Below are 18,991 nucleotides of genomic sequence, written 5' to 3'. Positions count from 1 at the left end.
CGCGGACAGCCGCGTCGGCGACAGCGACCCGTCGGCCGCGGTGCACGGTCAAGGCCGGTGCGAGTGGGGCGTCCGAATGGCGTTATCCTCCTCCGGCCGATCATCAACGGGAGGGGAACCATCATGCGCAGAAGGCGCTTTGGTCTGGCGGCCGCGATATGCGCCGCCGCGCTCACCGCGGGGTGTGCTGCGGGCGGCACCACCGACGCGGCGTCCTCGGCCGGCAAGGCGAGGAAGCCGACCGCGAGTTCCGTGCCCACCGCGCCGAACTCTCCCAGCGACGTGCCCACTTCCGCGGCGCCGCGGACGTCCGCTCCGGCTCTCCCCGAGGGGTACGACGCCACCCGGAACGCGAAGGCCGACATCAAGGCCGCTCTTGCCACCGCGGCCAGGGAACACCGGGAAGTACTGATCGACTTCGGCGCCGACTGGTGCCCGGACTGCAGGGTCCTGGGCGGGATGTTCCGCTCGGCCCAGGTCGAGCCGGTGCTGCGCAAGGACTACGTCGTGGTCGCCGTCGACGTCGGCCAGTTCGACCACAACCTCGACGTCGCCGACGACTACGTCAACCTGCGGACCAGCGGCATCCCGGCCCTGGTCGTCCTGAAGCCGGACGGCACCCTGCGCACCGCCACCAACGACGGCTCCTTCGCCGACGCCCGGACCATGAGCCCCGCCCAGATCAAAGCGTTCCTGACCCACTGGGCACCCAGAGGAAACCGGTGACCGCGGCACGTCGGCACCACGTCGCGGGCGGCGCGGCCGTAGCGGCCGTCCTCGTCCTCACCGTCGGCGGCTGCGGCCGGCAGCAAGTCCCCGAACCCACGGGGCACATCACGGCCAACGGAGTCAAGGTCACCGCCACCCTGCTGAGTTCGGCCGACGGCCGGCGCGAGCTGCGCACCACTTTCAGCCCCCGACAGCGCGGCTTCCACATCTACAGCATCGATCTGCCCGCACACGGAGTCGACGGACTGGGCATCCCCACCAGGCTCGCCGTCCGCGGTGACCTCACCGCAGCGGGCAGGCCGAAGGTGAACGCCGCCACCCGGCTGCTGCGGCCGGCCGGTCTGCCGACCGAGATCCCCGTCTATCCGGACGGCCCCGTGACGTTCACGCTGCCGGTCCGGCAGACAACCAGCCCGCGCCACGCCGAAGTCGTCGTCAGCTACGGGGCGTGCAGCGAGAACAGATGCCTCATGCCCGTCATCGGCGAAGTGATCCCACTCGACCTGAACTGACCGTGCTGCGCTCACCAAGGCCTCAGCGACGTTGGGCACGCTGTCCCTTGACACCGTGTTCCTGGACGGACAGCTGGCCCAAGGGAGTTGACCCACGGCGTGCCGGCCCGCGCCGACGCGAACCCCGGCCGGTGATCCGGGTCGAGTCCGGTCTCGGCGCCGCTGCCGTCAGTCCGCCCGGGGCGCCGGGCAGCCGCACGACTCACGGTGCACGAAGGACGGGTTGATGGTGACCCTGCGCGGCGGGAGCGACGGCGTGGCGATGCGGGACAGGGCCATGGACACGGCCTGCTCGCCGATGGACAGCGCGGGCTGGGCGATCGCGGTGAGCCGGGGGTGGAAGAGGTCGGCCCACTCGAAGTCGTCGAAGGAGACCAGCGCCATGTCCGCGGGAACACGCAGACCGGCGTCGCGCAGGGCACGCATCGCGCCGATGGTCATGCGGTTGTTGCCCACGACCAGCGCCGTGGGCGGTTCGGGGAGCGCCAGCAGCCGGCCGACCGCCGCCGCGGCGCCCTCCTCACTGGAGTCACCGCCGGCCTCGTACCGGGGCTCGGTGTCGATGCCGTTGCGCCGCAGGCCTGTCCGGTAGCCGTCCCGGCGCTCGTCCGTGGTGGTGATGCCCTCCCGTCCGGTGATCATGGCGATGCGGGTGTGCCCGATGGACGCGAGATGGTCGACAAGCGCGGCGGTGGGCTCGGCGTTGTCGACAGCCACCTGGTCGACGCCCGCCGGAACGAACCGGTCGATGACGACGACGGGGACGTCGACCCGGTCGGCGTAGCTGAGGGCCTGTGCCCCGTCGCCGGACGGCGCGAGCAGGACCGCGCTCACCCTGCGGCGCAGCAGCTCGCCCACGGCCTTGATCTCCGTGTCCCGCTCGTCACGGGTGTCCGCCAGGACCAGGGAGTAGCCCGCGGCCGAGGCGTGGCGGTCGATCCCGTGCACGACGTTGCTGAAGTACGGGTTGGAGAGGGCGGACATGGCCAGACCGATGGTGCCGTAACCGGTGCTGTCGAGGGCACGGGCGACCGGGTCGGGTACGTAGCCGGTATCGGCCACGGCCTCCAGGACACCGCGTGCCGTCGCCGGGGCCACGGGCCGGGTCTTGTTGAGCACATGGGAGACCGTCGAGACGGAGACACCCGCACGGCGTGCCACGTCCGCCATCGTCGGTCTCTGTCGCGGTGCTCTGCCTGGCATGCCGGGGAGCCTATCCGACCTCGCCGAGCACCAGATCGGCACGTGAGACGGTGCTCCGGATGAGCGCGCTGGTGTCCTCGTCGACGCCGCCGGCCTTCGCGTACGCGGCTTCGGGAGTGAAGCCGTACCGCATGTAACGGCGCGCCAGCCGCTCGCGGCGTGCCCGTGGCTCCGCGTCCAGGAACCAGGTCTCGTCCAGCTCGCCCTTCACCCGGTGCCACGGATCGCGGTCCGAGAGAAGGAAGTTGCCGTCCACGATGACCAGGCGGTGGCGCGGGCTGACCTCGATCGAGCCGGCCACGGGATCCTCGAGTTCGCGCGTGAACTCCGGCCACCACACGCTGTTCCCGGTCTCGGTCCGGGTACGGCGCAGCAGCGCGAGGAAGCCGTCCGCGTCGAAGGTGTCGATCGTGCCCTTGACGGCCGACTGCCCCCGCGCGTCGATGACCTTCTGCGCCAGGTGGAAGCCGTCCATGGACACCGGGACGGCGAGACCGGGCCGGTCGGCCTCCAGACGTTCCCACAGCTGCGCGGCGAGCGTGGACTTGCCGGCACCGGGCTCGCCGACGATGCCGAGCAGTGTCCGGCGCGTGGCCGCCAGGGCGTGGGCCCGCTCCACGAGACCGTCCAGGGACGGATGTCCGTAGAGCGGGTCACGCCCCGAAGTGCCGGTCGAGGGCGCGCGGTCGGCGCCCGTGACCGTCATTCGGCGGACTCCGAGGCGCGCGGGTGCGGAGCCTCGTCCGGGGGCATGGGCTGTGCGGTGTTCTCCAGCAGGGTGCCGTCGGAGCCCGTCCGCAGCGCGCCGGTCATGAGGCCCACCACCTCGGTCATCGTGCAGGTCCGCGGGGTGACCAGGGCGGTCCGCCTGCCGAGGCGGTGCACGTGGATGCGGTCGGCGATCTCGAAGACCTGCGGCATGTCGTGGCTGATGAGGACGACGGGCACGCCGCGGTCGCGGATACGGGCGATCAGGTTCAGCACCTGGCGCGACTCCCGCACGCCCAGCGCGGCGGTCGGCTCGTCCAGGATGATCAGGCTGGTGCCGAACATCGCGGCGCGTGCCACGGCCACGGCCTGCCGCTGACCGCCGGACAGGGTGCCGACGAGCTGGGTGATGTCCTGGACGGTGGCGATGCCGAGCCGGTCCAGCTGCTCGGCCGCGCGGGCCCGCATCGCCTTGTGGTCGAGCATGCGCAGCGTCGACCCCAGGACCCCGGGGCGGCGCAGGGGGCGGCCCAGGAAGAGGTTGGCGGCTATGTCCATCTGCGGTGCGACGGCGAGGGTCTGGTAGACCGTCTCGATCCCCGCGGCGCGCGCGTCGCGAGGCCCGCGGAAATGGACCGGGCGGCCGTTCAGCTCGATGGATCCCGCGTCCGGTACGAGCGCCCCGGTGAGGGCCTTGATCAGGCTGGACTTGCCCGCGCCGTTGTCACCGACGACCGCGAGGACCTCGCCGGCGCGGATCTCGAAGTCGGACTCGCGGATGGCCACGACGTTGCCGTACCGCTTCACGAGTCCCGTCGCCCGCATCACCACCTCGACGGCACCCGCGCCCGGTTCGTCGGTGCCGGCCGCCGGGGCGGCGGTTCGCTGCACGTTCATGCGGCCCTCCCGCGGACGACACGGTCGACGGCGACGGCGGCGATCACGAGGATGCCGGTGGCGACCTGCTGGTAGAGGCTGTCGATGCCGGCCTGGGTGAGCCCGTTGGCCAGGACCGTCACGACGAGGGCGCCGAGCACCGTGCCCGGGATCCCGCCCCGGCCGCCGAACAGGCTGGTCCCGCCGATCACGACGGCGGTGATGCTGTCGAGGTTGCCGGTCTGGAAGGCGTTGGGGTCGGCGTTGGGGATACGGCCCAGCGCCTGCCAGGCCGCCATCGCGTAGACGAACCCGGCCAGCGCGTACACGCTCAGCAGGATGCGCCGGGTGCTGACGCCGGTCAGCCGGGCCGCCTCCACGTCGTCGCCGACGGCGTACACGTTGCGTCCCCAGGAGGTCTGGGTCAGCAGGAACCACAGGCCGGCCGCCAGGACCAGCATGACCCCCATGCCGTACGTGACCTCGATCTGGCCGAACAGGTAGGAACGCTCGCCCAGAATGGTGAGGATGCCGGAGGGGACGGCGAAGCTCTCGCCGCCCGCGAACAGTTGGCCGGTCGCGGTCAGCACGCTGAGGACGCCGAGGGTGACGATGAACGGCGGCAGCTTCAGACGCGTCACCAAGGCGCCCGCCACGCAGCCCGCGGCCGTACACAGCAGGATGCCGGCGACGAGGGCCAGGCCCCCGGGCAGCGCGTGCTGCCCGAGGCGTGCGACGACCAGGGTGCCCAGCACCATGACGGCCGCGTTGGCCAGGTCGATGCCGGCCGTCAGGATCACGAGGGTCTGCCCCAGCGCGAGGGTGCCGACCACGAGGAACTGCTCGACGATGAGCGAGCCGTTGTCGAGGGTGAAGAACGTGTCGGTGCTGAGCGCGAACACGGCCACGGCGACGATCAGCGCGGCCAGCGGGCCCGCCGCCGTGTTGCCGAGAGCGCGCACGGCGGCGTCCTTCAGGGGCGACGCGGCGGCGGTGCTCTCCGCCGCCGCGGGGGAGGGAGTGTGCGTGGCGGTCACGGATCAGCCCCAGCAGTTCTTCAGGCCCCAGGCGGTGTCCTTGGACGCGAGTCCCGCCAGCGGCTTGTCGGTGATCAGCTGGGAGCCGGTGTCGTTGAAGCCCGAGGGCTTCTTCCCGCTCTTGGCGTAGTCGACCACGGCGTCCACGCCCAACTCGGCCATCTTCCGCGGGAACTGCATGACCGTCGCGGCGAACTTCCCGTCACGCACGTTGCGTACGCCCGAGCAGGAACCGTCGATCGAGCCGATGACCACGTCCTTCTTGCCGCCCAGGGCCTCGGAGGCACCGGCGGCGGCCGGCTCGTTGAGCGTGTAGACGGCGTTCACGTTCCGGTCGCGCTGGTAGAGGTTCTCCATCGCGGTCTGGGCCTTGGTCTGGTCGCCGTTGGTGACGGCGGTGCCCTTGATCTCCGGGGAACCCTTGCTGAGCCCCATCCCCTGCAGGAATCCGGCGTGCCGCAGCTCGTCGACGGTCGAGCCGGGCGTGCCGTCCAGCAGGACGACATCGGGCTTCCGGTGCCCGAGCGCGGCCTTGACGTACGAGCCCTGCGCGACGCCGGCCGCCTTGTTGTCGGTGGCGATCGTCGCGTCCACGGCGTCGGCCGGGTCCGTCGCGGTGTCCAGGGCGATCACCACGATGCCCTTGGCGCGGGCCGCCTTGATGGCGCCGAGGATGCCGCTGGAGTTGCTCGGGGTGATCAGGATGCCCTTGACGTGCTGCGCGACCAGGTTGTTGATCGCGTCGACCTGCCCCTCGTTGTCGCCGTCGAACTTGCCCGCGAGGGCTATCAGCCGGGCACCCCGCTTGCCTGCCTCGGCCTTCGCCGAGTCGCGCAGTTTGACGAAGTACGGGTTGCTGTTCGTCTTGGTGACCAGCCCGACGGTGATCTCGCCGCCTGCCTGGTCGCCCTTGTCCGCTCCGCCACTCTTGGTCGACGTGCACCCGGTCACCAGCAGGGCCATGCCCGCCATGGTGACGACGGAGGCCCTGACAGGGAAACGCAGACGTCCCACGATCCGCCCCTTTCCTCGGCTTTCCTCGGTACAGGTCGCCGTCGACCTGCCCAGGTGCCCACAAGCTAGCGGCCCGAGGCGCCCGCGCATAGCCATTGCGCAAAGCTTTGCGCGCCGGATTCCAGGGGCCGGCGGAAGTCGGAACTCTCCTGCAAGTGACGCTATTTCAGACCTTGTTGGTGATTCCAGGCCGCCGCCCAGGACCCTGCGGGAACCCCTGCCGGAACCCGGAACCCTGCGGGAACCCAGGACCCTGCGGGAACCCAGGACCCTGCGGGAACCCGGGATCGCGCAGGTCTTCTAGGATCGGGGCCGATCACCGTGTCGAAGGAACAGGGATGGCACTCGAGATAGACCTGCCGCTGGGCGAAGTCGACGAAGCTGACGGCGTCGTCGAAGCCGCCCATGCCGCCGAAGCCGCCCGACTCGCCTCCGCACTCACCGAACTTGGCAACGAGCGCTTCCTGCGCGCGGTACTTCGCACCCGAGCGCGCTGCCACCACCGCAGCACCGAACGCCTCGTCGGCTGGTCCTCCGACACTCCGGACGGCACGGAGCCCGCCTCCAGCCTCCTCCTGCGCGCTCTCCACCTGTGCTTCACGGCCCACTTGCCACTGAGCCTCTCACCGGATCTGCTCTGGTACGCCGTCGTGCACGAGGTGGCCGTCCACGTAGGCCTCAACTCCGATACGTACGCGGGAGTCTTCACCGAATCGCCCGGGCGCCGGCAGACGATCACGATCCGCGACGATCTGGCCTCGCTGGACTGGGAGCGCTCGATCAACCTCGTCCAACAGCCCTTGCGCGCCCGCATCGGCGATGAGGTGGCCGACCTGTTCCAGCCCGCGTTCTCGACCACCACCCCCGCCGACGCCACGGCCGCGCTGGTGGCGCTGATGGACGTGGTCAGCCCGTACTACCGTTTCAAGTGGATCTCGCTCTGCGGCATCCCCAGGATCCGCCTGGAGGGCACCGACCGGGACTGGCGCATGCTGGCGGCACGAGTGCGGGAGCTGGAGGGGTGGTTCGAAGGCCTGAGTCCGTGGTTCGCCGCCCTGCATCCCGTGCTGGACGCGATCAGTGCGACGGCCTCGGGTTGGGGTGTCGACCAGAGCTTCTGGCGTTCGCTCTACAAATGGGAATCGGCGTCCGGCGGTGATCGCGTCACGGGCTGGATCACCGCCTTCCTCGCCCACGACTACCCCGACGAGGGGCCTGCTCCCAAACGGTCGTTCGGCCCCGGAAGCACCGGCGAAGAGAACTTCCCCTCGCACGTCTCCCGCGTGCCCTTCCACTGGGAGACACCCGGGGGCACCGTCGAGATGACCTTCCTCGGCGGCGTGCTCGGCATCGAACGCGACGGTGAGTGGATCCGGCCGCGCCTCGGCCACGCCGTGGTCGAACCGCTCCCCGCCACCGAACCGCACGCCGAGCGTCCGCCCGAGCCGTGAACCACGGCCGACATCCCGTGCCGGGACACCCGCGACCCCGACCTCGGCAGCGCCGGATCCGGCCCAGAACTCTCGCGCGTTCGGAAGGCAACGGTGCTGCCGACGTGCGTCGGCGGTGCCGGGGGGAGCCTTCCCCCGGCACCGCCGCCCGCGTAGTGACGCGGGTCCGGATCAGCGTGCCTGCGAGGCGAGTTCGGTCGCCGGGTCGTCGGTGCGCAGCCAGATGGTGCGCTGCGGGAAGGGGATGTCGATGCCGGCGGCGTCGAGGGCCTCCTTCACGCGACGGCGCAGTTCGCGTGTGACGGCCCACTGCTTGAGAGGGGAGGTCCGTACGGCGATACGGACGACGACGCCGTCGGCGTCCAGCGACTGCACGCCCCACACGCTGGGGTCTTCCAGCAGGACGTCGGCGAACTCCGGATCCTCGCGCAGGGAGTGCCCGGTGCTCTCCAGCACCTGGTAGACGGCGTCCAGGTTGGCGTCGTAGGCGACGGCGACGTCCAGGACGGCGCGGGCCCAGTCCTGGCTGTCGTTGCGGACGCGCAGGATCTCGCCGTTACGGATGTGCCACAGGCCGCCGTTGAGGTCGCGCACGTGAGTCAGGCGCAGTCCGACGTGCTCGACCTCCCCCACGGCCTCACCCAGGTCGACCGTGTCGCCGACGCCGTACTGGTCCTCCAGCATGATGAGGAGGCCGGAGAGATAGTCGGCGACCAGGCTCTGCGCGCCGAATCCGATCGCCAGGCCGACCACGCCGGCGCTCGCCAGCAAGGGGCCCAGGGCGATGCCGACCTGGTCGAGGATCATGGCCGTACCGATCAGGAACAGCACGATCGTCACGGCGCTGCTGAGGACCGAACCGATGGTGCGCGCTCGCTGCTCGCGTCGCTGCGAGGCACGGGACCGGTCGCGGTGCAGGACGGCGGCGCGCTGGTTCGAGCGCCGCTGCCTGGGTTCGCGATCACCGCCCGAGGGTTCCAGGATGTGCTGGACGACGCGGGTGATGGCCCGCTTCGCGACCCAGCGGACCAACGCCAGCGCGAGGACGATCAGGGCGATGCGCAGCGGTACCTCGACCAGGGCGGCGGTGTGGTCCTCCACCCAGCCCGGCCAGGCGGCCGCCAGTTGAACGGCCGCTGACGCGCCGGGCGGGGCGGGCAGGGGCTCTGCAGGCATGGGAACTCCAATGTCGGAAAGCTTTCACGCTCGACAGACGCGCCTACCCCGACTTGCGAAGATCATGATCATCCACACCCCTGGACGTCCCTGCCTGCACACGACGTTCACGCGCGACGGCGGGAACTGCGCGGGAGCTCGGCGGGACGTCGGCGTGATCAGCCCTCTGGGGTCTCCAGTGCCCGCTTGAGGTTCCGCAGCGTCATGTGGATGTTGCGGGTCTGGAAGTCGGCGAACGTGCTGCCCGCGGTGGCTATCCGGTCGAAGGTGTTCGCCACGAATGCGGGCCACGCCCGCCGGTCATCGGTCCACGTCTCCGTGACCCGCGTACCGCCGTCGGCCGGCTCGAAGCGGTACTCCCAGGTGGCGATCGGGCCGCGCAGCCGCGGGCGGCTGAGCCCGATGGAGTGGACCCGGAACGCGAAGCGACGGCCCGGATCGGCCGCCGTGACCGTGCACCGTGTCACCCAGCGGAACCTTCCGCGCTTGTTGCGCCCGACGAAGGTCGTGCCCAGCTCGACGGGTCCGTCCGCCGCTCCTCCCGCCGTCCCCAGGTTCTCGGGGCTCCAACGGCCCATGTCAGCGGGGCGGCTCACGGCCTCGTAGGCGGCGTCGGGCGAGACGTCGATGACGATGTCGCCGCTCACAGTGAATACACGGGCCATGCCGTGACCTCCGATCAGCACACATGAACCTACTGGGCGGTAGCAATCATGGCATGCACCCGGAAGCGGACATGGGGCGGATCTCTTCCTCCCGCATCTGGAGGGGCTTGCCGGGCAGTGCTGCCCGGCAAGCCCCTTCCCAGCACGTTCCCCGATGCCTTCCCGGATCCCTTCTCCGATCCCTTCCTGGATTCCTTCGCCGACGGAGCGGTGGTGTCAGCCGACCTGGAGGGTCAGGTTCTTGGGCCAGTGAGCCTGGTTCAGGTGGGCGAACAGGTTCTTGATGTCGGCGGGAGCGAGCTTGACGCACCCGTAGGACTTGTAGTTGCCGCGCCAGCGACTGGCACCACCCGGGGTCATGTTGCTGTGGATGAACAGATCACCGCGCCTGACGGGCTTCTGCCCACGCTTGGGGTGGCAGGCCTTGTCCGCGAGGTGGATCGCGTACCCCTTGATCGCGCTGTTGCGGTCGGTCTGGTGCCCGAGGACCTTGTAGGTGCCGCTCGGCAGCCAGCCGCGCTTCTTGGCGCACTCGTCCGTGCTGCCCATGCCGGATCCGGCACGGTAGCTCTTCACCAGCCGCCCGTCGCGGTACAGGGCGAGCCTCGAATCGTCCGTACGGTCCCAGTTCTTGCTGAACTTCAGCACGTACCCGCGGGGCACGGGCGTCGCGCCGGCGGGGGCGCTGACCAGCGCGCTCCAGGTGTCGGGTCCGACGACGCCGTCCGCGCGCAGGTGGTGCCGGTTCTGGAAGGCCTTCACCGCGGTCGTGGTGCGGGAACCGAACACGCCGTCCGCCTTCGCGGCATGCCCCCGAGCGGTCAGGAGCTGCTGGGCCGCGATGACCGCGTGCCCGCGGCTGCCGGAGCGCACGGTGACGACCAGCGCGTTCCAGGTGCCGGAACCCACGGCACCGTCCGCGCGCAGGTGGTGCCGGTTCTGGAAGGCCTTCACCGCGGCCTTGGTACGGGAGCCGAACACGCCGTCCGCCTTCGCCGCGTTCCCCCGCGCGGTCAGCAGGTGCTGGACCGCGCGGACCGCCGGTCCGCGGCTGCCGGAGCGCAGCGTGGGCCAACGCCGGGCGTGCGAGGCGCCCACCGCCTTCGCGCCGGCGTGGACGGAGCCGAGCGGCTGGGCCAGGCGCGCCGGAGCGGTGGTGCCGGCGTCGCGGGCGGCGGCGGTGCCGACGGGTGTGGCCACGCCGATCGCGGCGAGGAGTCCGGCGGAGGCGGCTGTTCCGGCGGCGATCCGCAGGCTCGTACGGTACTTCGCGTTCATGTGGGTTAGTCCTTTCGTGTCACGTCTCCGCGCATGTCCGTGACGCGCCAGGGCATGGCACGGCCAGGGACCGCGGAGGAGAGGAGTGGCCGGGACGTTCTCACCGGCTGACGACAACCTTGGACCAAGTTCCGACCGGGTTCTACGCTATGCCGCGTATCGGCCATACCTGCATATACGCCGTCGCGCGTATGGGGTTTGACCTGGCGTTATGGACTGGACAGAGGGAGCGTGCGAGTGGACACCCAGCCTCCGAACGACACCGGCGGCGGCCAGGAGCCGCCGACACCCGCAGGAGTCGAGCTGGGGCAGACGCTCAAACGCTGGCGTGAGGAGAGCAACCGGAGCCAGAGCGCCGTCGCCAGGAAGTTGGGAACCAGGCAACCGACGGTCTCACGGTGGGAGTCGGGGACCACACTCCCCACCGTCGAGGTGATCCGGGAGCTCCACCGGATCCACACGCGGCCCACCGACGCGCCGGCGAACGACAACGAACTCGCACGCGCCCTGGAACTGCACCAGCAAGCGATGGCGGAACGCGGCCGCGGCCTCAGGCCGACTTCCACACCTGCGCCCCCGCCCGAACCCACCGCACCGACGACGCCTTTACCGGCACACGCGGAAGCCGGACCGGGGCAGTCACAACTGGGCCAGTCACAACCGGGCCAGTCACAACCAGGGCACGCACAACAACCGGGCCAGGCGCCGAAAAAGAGGACCGCACTCACGATCCTGGCAGCCGCAGGGGCGGCCGTCGTCCTCGCGATCGCGTTCCTGACCTGGTATTTCGCCGGCTCCACCCAGGCCGGAGGGGCACCGCACCGGACGACGTCGGGGGCCTCGGCCCGCTCCGCGCCCCCTGCCACCTGCGGCGGCGCTTCCTGTACGTCCGTAGAGCCGACCACCACGGTGTGCGCCCAGGACGCCACCACGGCGTACTCCGGCCGCGGCTACGGAATTCTCGTCGAGCTGCGCTACAGCCCGCGCTGCCGTGCCGCCTGGGCCAAGATGAGCGGCACCTCCCTGGGCGACCGCGTCACCCTCACGGTCGGGCACGACGAAGAGAACTCCCAGGAATACCGGCAACAGCGCGGACAGGACGCTCACACCCGCATGGCGCACGTGGACGACCGCGCCGACCTCGCCGGTTTCCGCGCCTGCGCCATCGTCGACGGCCGCGGCACCGTCTGCGCCACCAAGGCAGTCGCCTCCGCCACCACCCGCCCGTGACCGCCCGCTCCGGCGCTCACCACCGCGGACATGACCAGCCCGGCCTCGTCGGCGCCCCAGCCTCACACTGTCCCGCCCGCCATGGACCTCGGCCACATTCCACTGACCCACGTTCCACCGGCCGCGTCCGGTGGAACGTGGGTGAGCGAGGCCCGAGAAGGCCGTCAGCCCGTGTCACCAAGTGACGGGCAGCCGCAAGGGGAAACGCCGGATCGTCTCCGTGTCCCAGAGCACCTTCTCCGGCGGCACGGCCAGCTGCAGCTCGGGGAAGCGCTCCAGGAGTCGCCCGATGGCCACTTCGAGTTCAGCCATGGCCAGAGGCACCGCGATGCACCGGTGCCCGCCCCAGCCGAACGTCATGTGAGGACGGTTCGGCCGGTCGACGTCGATGACGTTCGGGTTCGGGTAGTGCTCCGGGTCACGGTTGGCCGCGAGGTACGACACGTGGACGAAGTCCCCCGCCCGGATGTCCGCGCCGTCCAGCTCCACGTCCTCAAGGGCCACCCGGGGGATTCCGACTCCCTTACGGAACGGGATGTAGCGAAGCATCTCGCTCAGGACGTCGGTCAGGTCGTCGGTGCGGCTCCTGAGGTAGTCCGCGAGCTCGGGACGCGTGAGGAGGAGATAGACGATGTTGCTGATCTGGCAGGTCGCGGTGTCCTGGCCGCTGAGCGCCAGCGTCAGCGCCATGACCGCGAGTTCCCTGTCGTTGAGGCAGTCGTCGCCGTCCCGGGCTTCGGCCATGAGGCTGATGAGGTCCGGTCCCGGCGTGTGCCGGCGCTCTTCGACGAGTTCGGCGAAGTAGGCCGTGAGGTCTGCCTTGGCTTTCGCGGCGGCCGCCTTGCTGCCGGCACCGACGATCAGCAGCCGGCGCACGTACTCCTGCATGCGCGGCCAGTCCTCGCGGGGGACGCCGAGAAGGTCCATCACGGTCTGCTGGGGAAGCGTGTTGGACAGGTGCTCCACCAGGTCGGCCGGCGGCCCCTGCTTCTCCATCTCGTCCAGGAGGTGGTCCGTGAGCCGGACGATCCGGTGCCGCATGCCGTCGGCCTGCTGCTGGGTGAACGCCTGCGAGGCCAGCTGGCGGACACGGCTGCTGTGCGGCGGGTCCATGACGTTGATCGACTCGGGTGAGACGATCGGCTCCGGCGTGAGCCGGGGGTAGTCGTGCTCGATGATCCCCGCCCGGCTCAGCCGCTGGTCCGTGGTCACCCGCTTCACCGCGTCGAAGCCGGTGATCAGCCACGCGTCGGCATCGCCGTAGGGAAGCTTGATGCGGGCAGGAGAATCCTGTTGCATCAGTTCGGCGAGCACGGGATCGAATTCGAGGGCATCGCTGAAATCAAACGGACAGGTGACTGCGTTTTTGTCGCTGGGCATAAGCCAGTTCCTCCGGGGAAGGGTACGAGATCGGTGGTGTCCACAGCGCGACGCAATCGTCGGCGGTACATGCGGTGTCACCGACGGCCCGGTGGTGGACGAAGAGTAGACAGGGTTCGTCGGTCAGATTGTGACCGTGCGCTTCGGCGACCTCGAAGCCGCCGCGCCGCAGGGCCGCAAATGCGCATTCGATAGCCGTACAACCGCCCCTCCGGAACTCACGGCCGGCCCGCATGCGAAAGAGGCGAGGACCAGGCTCCCGGAATCGCACCCACGTTCCAGCGACCCTGGCCGCCCGCGCACCCTCACCACCCACGGCCCCACCGCCACCCCGGCATCAGCCCCCACCACCGTCCTACGGCCCCACCGCCCCACGGCCCCACCGCCCCACCGCCCCACGGCCCCACCGCCCCACGGCCCCACTGCCATACGGCCCCACCGTCCACCGCCCGTGCCGCAGCGCACCTCACTTGGTGCGCGAGGCCGGGGCTGGGGTCGGTGCCGATGCCGGGGCGGCGGTTCGGCAGCTGGTAGGTCAGGCTATGCGCGGAGCGAGATGGACGATGTGCTTGATTTCCTGGAATTCCTCCAGGGCACGTTCGCCGTTGAGCCGACCGACACCGCTTTGCTTGAAACCGCCTTCTTCCATTTGGTCGACGACGACGGCCCAGGTGTTGGTCCAGACGGTGCCGGCGTCTAGTTCTCGGCCTACGCGCAGGGGGCGGTCCGCGTCACGGGTCCAGATGGCGGCGGCGAGGCCGAATTCGGTGGCGTTGGCGCGGGTGATGGCGTCGGTTTCGGTGTCGAATATCTCGAAGGTGGCGACCGGGCCGAACATCTCCTCCTGGACGATCGGCCGGTCGACGTCGTCGACTTCGATCAGGGCGGGGCGGACGAAGGCGCCGCGCGCGAGCGGGCCGTCTGTGATCCGGCCGCCCCTGACCAGGATTTTGGCGTACTCGGCGGCGTCGGCGATTTCGTTGTCCACGCGGTCGGCGTTGGCCTGGTCGATGAGCGGCCCCATCTCGCTGCTGGGGTCGCTGCCGGGGCCGACGCGTACTGCTTCCAGGGCCGCCGACAGCCGGGTGCGCAGCGTGTCCGCGATGCCCCGCTGGACGAGGACGCGGCTGCCCGCCATGCAGAACTGCCCGGTGAAGGTGGTGATGGCCTTGGTGAGCACCGGGACGGCGGCGTCCAGGTCGGCGTCGTCGAAGACGATCATCGGGGTCTTGCCACCCAGTTCCAGGGACATGCCCTTCAGCGTCGGGGACGCGCCGGCCATGATCGTACGGCCCACATGTGTGCTGCCGGTGTAGCTGACGACGTCGACCTCGGGGTCGGCCACGATCAGCCGGGCGCCGGCGCTGCCGGACTCGGTGAAGGCGTTGAAGACCCCCTTCGGCAGGCTCTTCACAGCGGCGACGATCTCGAACAGCATGCTGTTGGTCAGCGCGGTCTGTGCCGGCAGTTTCAGCGCCACGGTCGCACCGGCCGCCAGCGCCGGGGCGAAGCTCCGCACGGAGAGGATGACCGGCGAGTTCCACGGGGCGATCACTCCGGCGACACCGACGGGCTGGCGCAGGGTCATCGAGTACAGGCCCGGCTTGACCTCGGAGGCGCGCCCGCTCTCGGTGAGGGCGAGGGCGCCGTAGTAGCGGATCTTGGAGATCGTCAGATCGACCTCCAGAGCCGCCTCCGCGGGGATCTTGCCGTTTTCGCGGGAGAGCAGGGCGACCAGTTCGTCGCGGCGGGCCGCCATCCGGTCGGACATCTCGAACAGGGCCCTGGCGCGCAGATCGCGGTCCCGGGCCCAGTCACCGGTCTCGAAGGCGCGCCGCGCCGCGTCGATCGACGCACGTGCCTCGGCCGCGCCGCCGTCGGCGAAGGTGCCGAGCACTTCACCGGTTGCCGGGTCGGTCGATCGCCCGATCGTGGCGGAGTCGGTCCAGAGCCCGTCGATGTGGTTGCGGGCGTGGGGTGTCGTGGTCATGAGAGCTGCTTCCTCGGTGGTTCGGGATTCTTCGCGATCGATGAATCGGGGAGGGGAAGGCTGGGGACGCGTCCTGGCGCGCTTGGACGGGCTGTCCCGGCGAGCGGCGGTGTGTGGGCCGTCGCCGTGGGCGCCGGGGCAGGTGAAGCGGATGCCAGGGGGCAGCCGGCCATGCCGGTACCCCTGGACGCGGAGCCGCGGCCCGGGCTGCCGTTCCGACGACGGACGGGTCGCCTCGGCGCGCACGGAGCACGCCCTGAGCGGTTCGACCCGACGGTCGTGCCGCGGCTTCCAGCCCATCCGCGGCCCATCCGCGGCTGGACCGCAGGCCGGTCCGCAGGCCGGTCCGGAGCCGATCTGCAGCCGGTCCGGAGCTCATCCGCAGCCCGTTCCCGGCCGTCCTCGGCGGGGTCCGGGCAGGTCGCCCAGGAGCGGTCCGCCGGACGCCGAGCCTCGGTCGCCGGAGGCGCCGCGGCTGGTCCGGACATGCCGCGAATCCAACCACATGGTTCGTTGCGCAACGAAGCGTAGCAGTCGTCGTGTGGCCCGTGGAGAGGTGTTTTCGCTCGGGGGAGTGTGACGTCACCCTCGCTTGACCGCGATTCCGATGCGACCTATGGTTCGTTGCAGAACGAACTAAATGCGCCTCGGGGTGTCACGCCGACGCCCGGTCGCCGCAGGTTCGCCTCCGTATTTCGCAGCACGCCCCCACAGGGGCGGCCGAAGGACTGCCACGCCCCACGTGACCGTCGGGTCCGTCTCACGGGGCGTGCGTCCGGTTGGGAGAAACAATCATGGTGACAGCGCAGGGTTCGCCCTCACCGCGGACAGGCGGGGACCCGGGTCCCGCCGTCTCCGTCACAGCGGCGGTGGTGCGTGAGAAGGGCGGTCCGTTCGCTCTCGAGGACCTCACCCTCAGTACGGTCCTCAGGCCCGACGAGGTTCTGGTCAAGGTGGTGGCCTCCGGCCTGTGCCAGACCGACATCCACGTCCGTGACCAGCATCTGCCCACCCCGCTGCCCGCGGTCCTGGGGCACGAGGGGGCGGGCATCGTGGAGCGGGTGGGCGACGCGGTCAGCACCGTGAGCCCCGGCGACCGCGTGGTCCTGTCCTACCAGGCCTGCGGCCACTGCACCCCGTGCCTCACCGGGAACCCGGCGTACTGCGCCCTGTCGTTCCCCGCCAACTTCGGCGGCTCCCGCCTGGACGGCACCAACGCGCTCCGCGCCGGGGACGAGGAGATCCACGGCCACTTCTTCGGGCAGTCGTCCTTCGCCACGCACGCTCTCGCGACCGAACGCAACGTGGTCAGGATCGATGACGAGGACATCCCGCTGGAGCTGCTCGGCCCGCTGGGCTGCGGTCTGCAGACCGGCGCCGGAGCGGTGCTCAACACGTTGAAGGTGGCGGCCGGTTCGTCTGTCGTCGTCATCGGCACCGGCACCGTGGGCCTGGCCGCGGTCATGGCGGCCAAGGTGGCCGGAGCCGGCTCGGTCATCGCCGTGGACATCGTCGACGAACGCCTGGAACTCGCCCGCGAGCTGGGCGCCACGCACACGGTCAACGGCAAGGAGGAGGACACCGGCGCACGGATCGCGGAGATCACCGGGACCGGAGCGGACTACGTCCTGGAGATCACCGCGCGGCCCGAGATGCTCACCCTCGCCGTCGACGCCCTGGCTCCCCTCGGGACGGCCACGCTGATCGGTGGAGCCCCGGCCGGGACCCACGCCCCGGTGAACATGAACGCACTGCTCGGCGGGCGCACCGTGCGAGGCGTCGCCCAGGGCGACTCCGTCCCGCAGCTGTTCATCCCCCAGCTCATCGACCTTTACAAGGCCGGACGGTTCCCCTTCGACCGGCTCATCACCTTCTACGGCTTCGACCGGATCAACGAGGCCGTCACCGACACGCGGACCGGAGCTGTGATCAAGCCCGTGCTGCGCATCGGGGAGTAGCGGCACGGACCCCGAGCCGCCGCATCCCCACCGTCCAACAGTCAAAAGGCAAAAGGCAAGAGGAAAAAGGATCATGACCGACTTCGCAAATCCCGGCACGCCCACCGACCGTCACCAGCTCGGCGCCGCGGGCATGCCGCTCAACACGCTCGCCGACTACCGCCCCATCCCCGCGGACGGCTACGGCGCGCTGTTCCTGCCGGAGCGGATCGCCAAGGGCTACCACGTCGAGGAGATCCACGACGGCGCGTACTACGTCACCTCCGGCGCGTACGACACCATGTTCGTCCGCACCGGCAACGGCGTCGTCGTCGTGGACGCCCCGCCGCTGCTGGGCGAGAACCTGAAGCGTGCCGTCGCCGAGGTCACCGACGAGCCCGTCACGCACCTCATCTACAGCCACTGGCACTCCGACCACATCGGCGCGGCCGGCATCTTCGCCAACGACCACGTGAAGGTCATATCCCACGACTACACCCGCGAGATGATCCAGCGCTGGCCCGACCTCGGTGGCAAGCGCGGACTCCCGGTACCGACCGACACGATCACCGAGAGCGACACCCTCGACGTCAACGGCGTCCGGTTCAATCTCGACTACCACGGCGTCAACCACACCCCGGGCAACATCTTCATCTACGCCCCGCAGCAGAAGGCGCTCGCGGCGATCGACATCATCAGCCCCGGATGGAGCGCCTTCAAGCACTGCGACGCCTCCGAGAACATCCGCGGCTGGGCCGAGGCCCACGACTGGATCCTCGGCTACGACTTCAAGGGCGTCGTCTCCGGTCACGTCAACCGCTACGGCACCCCCGAGGACGCCAGGGCCTCCCGCGACTACACCAACGACATCATCGAGTTCTCCAAGGAAGCCCTCGACCACGGCCAGGAGTTCGAGTACATCGAGCGCATCGGCTTCAGCAACGCCTGGGTCCTGTGGGAGAACTACTTCAACGAGATGACCAACTACGTCACCAAGAAGACCCTCGAGAAGGTCACCGACAACGGCCAGACCTGGGCCCAGCGCCTGGCCGGCGCCGACGTCATGACCAAGTACCACGCGTACTCGGTCCTGGAGGCCCTGCGCCTGGAGTACGGCATGGTCTCCGGCTTCGAGAAGCTGATCATCCCGCAGCCCGGCGAGTAACCTCCGCCGCGGTGCCGGGCTCCGGGGGACGTGCTTCGTCCCCCGGAGCCCGATATAATTCGTTGTGAAACAAACTTCTGGAGGGCATTCGTGAGCCACACTGCCGAGAACCGCGCGAGCGAGGACCGAGGCAGGACCTCGGATCGGCAGGGTTCGCCGTCCCGTCCGCTGAACGACGACGAGCGCTCGGTCTGGCTCGGCTTCCTCGCCACCCATCTGAAGCTGCTGCGCACCCTGGACGCGGAGCTGATGGCCACCGAGCGCATGTCGCTGTCCTCCTTCGAGGTACTGCTCACGATCGCCGAGGCCCCCGAGGGCCGCGTGCGGATGAAGGACATAGCCGCCTCCCTGCTGATCAGCCGCAGCGGACTCACCCGCATCGTGGACGACCTGGAGCGCCAGGGCCTCGTCGTACGCGAGAAGTGCCCCACGGATGCCCGGGGCCTCGACGCCGTCCTCACCGCCGAGGGCCGCAAGGCCTACCGCCGTGCCGGCAAGGTGCACCGGACCAGCCTCCGCGAGAAGTTCCTCGACAAGCTCTCCGACGAGGAGCTCACCAAGCTCGCCGGGATCTGGTCCACGGTCGGCTTCGACGAAAAAGCCGAAACCTGCTGACCTCCCTAGGGGGTGTCGTTTGGAT

18 protein-coding genes are annotated in these 18,991 nt (G+C 70.1%); 7 read left to right on the top strand and 11 right to left on the bottom strand.

Annotated elements, in window-relative coordinates; all coding sequences use genetic code 11:
- Window positions 1–123: 123 nt before the first annotated feature.
- Both OIB37_RS01645 and OIB37_RS01640 read left to right on the top strand, forming a co-directional pair.
- A complete protein-coding gene (locus OIB37_RS01645) occupies window positions 124–726 on the top strand; it encodes a thioredoxin family protein (RefSeq protein ID WP_330455682.1) in 603 nt (200 codons plus the stop codon).
- Window positions 723–1,241, top strand: a complete 519-nt coding sequence (locus OIB37_RS01640; RefSeq protein ID WP_330455681.1) for a hypothetical protein — start codon at window positions 723–725, stop codon at window positions 1,239–1,241. Before OIB37_RS01645 ends, OIB37_RS01640 begins: the two co-directional genes overlap by 4 nt.
- A gap of 168 nt (window positions 1,242–1,409) precedes the next feature.
- Here the strand turns inward: OIB37_RS01640 and OIB37_RS01635 are convergent, their stop codons facing one another.
- The 5 genes from OIB37_RS01635 to OIB37_RS01615 form a co-directional block, all read right to left on the bottom strand.
- On the bottom strand, window positions 1,410–2,411 hold the full coding sequence (locus OIB37_RS01635; protein ID WP_330455680.1) for a LacI family DNA-binding transcriptional regulator: 1,002 nt from the start codon (window positions 2,409–2,411) through the stop codon (window positions 1,410–1,412).
- 43 nt (window positions 2,412–2,454) lie between these two features.
- The gene (locus OIB37_RS01630) at window positions 2,455–3,150 is read right to left on the bottom strand and encodes a nucleoside/nucleotide kinase family protein (RefSeq protein ID WP_330455679.1); all 696 of its coding nucleotides are present in this window, start codon (window positions 3,148–3,150) and stop codon (window positions 2,455–2,457) included.
- Complete coding sequence (locus tag OIB37_RS01625; protein WP_330461748.1) at window positions 3,147–3,977, bottom strand: ATP-binding cassette domain-containing protein; 831 nt, start codon at window positions 3,975–3,977, stop codon at window positions 3,147–3,149. The genes OIB37_RS01630 and OIB37_RS01625 overlap by 4 nt, the downstream gene beginning before the upstream one ends.
- A gap of 68 nt (window positions 3,978–4,045) precedes the next feature.
- Window positions 4,046–5,065 carry an ABC transporter permease gene (locus OIB37_RS01620; RefSeq protein WP_330455678.1) on the bottom strand — a complete coding sequence of 340 codons (1,020 nt, stop codon included), beginning with the start codon at window positions 5,063–5,065 and terminating at the stop codon, window positions 4,046–4,048.
- A gap of 3 nt (window positions 5,066–5,068) precedes the next feature.
- Complete coding sequence (locus OIB37_RS01615) at window positions 5,069–6,079, bottom strand: substrate-binding domain-containing protein (RefSeq protein ID WP_330455677.1); 1,011 nt, start codon at window positions 6,077–6,079, stop codon at window positions 5,069–5,071.
- A gap of 338 nt (window positions 6,080–6,417) precedes the next feature.
- On the opposite strand from OIB37_RS01615, the gene OIB37_RS01610 reads away from it, so the two are divergent.
- Window positions 6,418–7,530, top strand: coding sequence for a DUF4419 domain-containing protein (locus tag OIB37_RS01610; protein WP_330455676.1), 1,113 nt, complete (start codon window positions 6,418–6,420; stop codon window positions 7,528–7,530).
- A gap of 171 nt (window positions 7,531–7,701) precedes the next feature.
- Here the strand turns inward: OIB37_RS01610 and OIB37_RS01605 are convergent, their stop codons facing one another.
- From OIB37_RS01605 to OIB37_RS01595, 3 genes are all read right to left on the bottom strand, one after another.
- Window positions 7,702–8,706 carry a mechanosensitive ion channel family protein gene (locus OIB37_RS01605; protein ID WP_330455675.1) on the bottom strand — a complete coding sequence of 335 codons (1,005 nt, stop codon included), beginning with the start codon at window positions 8,704–8,706 and terminating at the stop codon, window positions 7,702–7,704.
- Between the two features lie 158 nt (window positions 8,707–8,864).
- The gene (locus OIB37_RS01600; RefSeq protein ID WP_330455674.1) at window positions 8,865–9,371 is read right to left on the bottom strand and encodes an SRPBCC family protein; all 507 of its coding nucleotides are present in this window, start codon (window positions 9,369–9,371) and stop codon (window positions 8,865–8,867) included.
- 216 nt (window positions 9,372–9,587) lie between these two features.
- Window positions 9,588–10,649: a L,D-transpeptidase family protein gene (locus tag OIB37_RS01595; protein WP_330455673.1), complete on the bottom strand. Its 1,062-nt coding sequence runs from the start codon at window positions 10,647–10,649 to the stop codon at window positions 9,588–9,590.
- A gap of 237 nt (window positions 10,650–10,886) precedes the next feature.
- Here OIB37_RS01595 and OIB37_RS01590 point away from each other — a divergent pair, with 237 nt between their 5' ends.
- Window positions 10,887–11,879 (top strand): DUF2690 domain-containing protein, encoded by a 993-nt coding sequence (locus OIB37_RS01590; protein ID WP_330455672.1) that lies wholly within the window; start codon window positions 10,887–10,889, stop codon window positions 11,877–11,879.
- 174 nt (window positions 11,880–12,053) lie between these two features.
- Here OIB37_RS01590 and OIB37_RS01585 read toward each other — a convergent pair whose 3' ends face one another.
- The 3 genes from OIB37_RS01585 to OIB37_RS01575 form a co-directional block, all read right to left on the bottom strand.
- Window positions 12,054–13,259, bottom strand: a complete 1,206-nt coding sequence (locus OIB37_RS01585) for a cytochrome P450 (protein ID WP_330455671.1) — start codon at window positions 13,257–13,259, stop codon at window positions 12,054–12,056.
- Window positions 13,222–13,494 carry a DUF1259 domain-containing protein gene (locus OIB37_RS01580; protein ID WP_330455670.1) on the bottom strand — a complete coding sequence of 91 codons (273 nt, stop codon included), beginning with the start codon at window positions 13,492–13,494 and terminating at the stop codon, window positions 13,222–13,224. Before OIB37_RS01580 ends, OIB37_RS01585 begins: the two co-directional genes overlap by 38 nt.
- 300 nt (window positions 13,495–13,794) lie before the next feature.
- On the bottom strand, window positions 13,795–15,249 hold the full coding sequence (locus OIB37_RS01575) for an aldehyde dehydrogenase family protein (RefSeq protein ID WP_330455669.1): 1,455 nt from the start codon (window positions 15,247–15,249) through the stop codon (window positions 13,795–13,797).
- 794 nt (window positions 15,250–16,043) lie between these two features.
- Between OIB37_RS01575 and OIB37_RS01570 the strand changes: the two genes are divergently transcribed.
- The 3 genes from OIB37_RS01570 to OIB37_RS01560 all read left to right on the top strand — a co-directional run bounded on the left by OIB37_RS01570 (window position 16,044) and on the right by OIB37_RS01560 (window position 18,966).
- Window positions 16,044–17,207 carry an NAD(P)-dependent alcohol dehydrogenase gene (locus tag OIB37_RS01570; protein ID WP_330455668.1) on the top strand — a complete coding sequence of 388 codons (1,164 nt, stop codon included), beginning with the start codon at window positions 16,044–16,046 and terminating at the stop codon, window positions 17,205–17,207.
- Window positions 17,208–17,280: 73 nt separating this feature from the next.
- Window positions 17,281–18,351 (top strand): MBL fold metallo-hydrolase, encoded by a 1,071-nt coding sequence (locus tag OIB37_RS01565; RefSeq protein WP_330455667.1) that lies wholly within the window; start codon window positions 17,281–17,283, stop codon window positions 18,349–18,351.
- Between the two features lie 90 nt (window positions 18,352–18,441).
- The gene (locus OIB37_RS01560; RefSeq protein WP_330455666.1) at window positions 18,442–18,966 is read left to right on the top strand and encodes a MarR family winged helix-turn-helix transcriptional regulator; all 525 of its coding nucleotides are present in this window, start codon (window positions 18,442–18,444) and stop codon (window positions 18,964–18,966) included.
- The last annotated feature ends 25 nt before the right edge of the window (window positions 18,967–18,991 follow it).

The sequence above is a fragment of the Streptomyces sp. NBC_00820 genome (genome assembly GCF_036347055.1).
Classification (GTDB): Bacteria; Actinomycetota; Actinomycetes; order Streptomycetales; family Streptomycetaceae; genus Streptomyces.
This window is presented reverse-complemented; position numbering and strand designations above follow the sequence as displayed.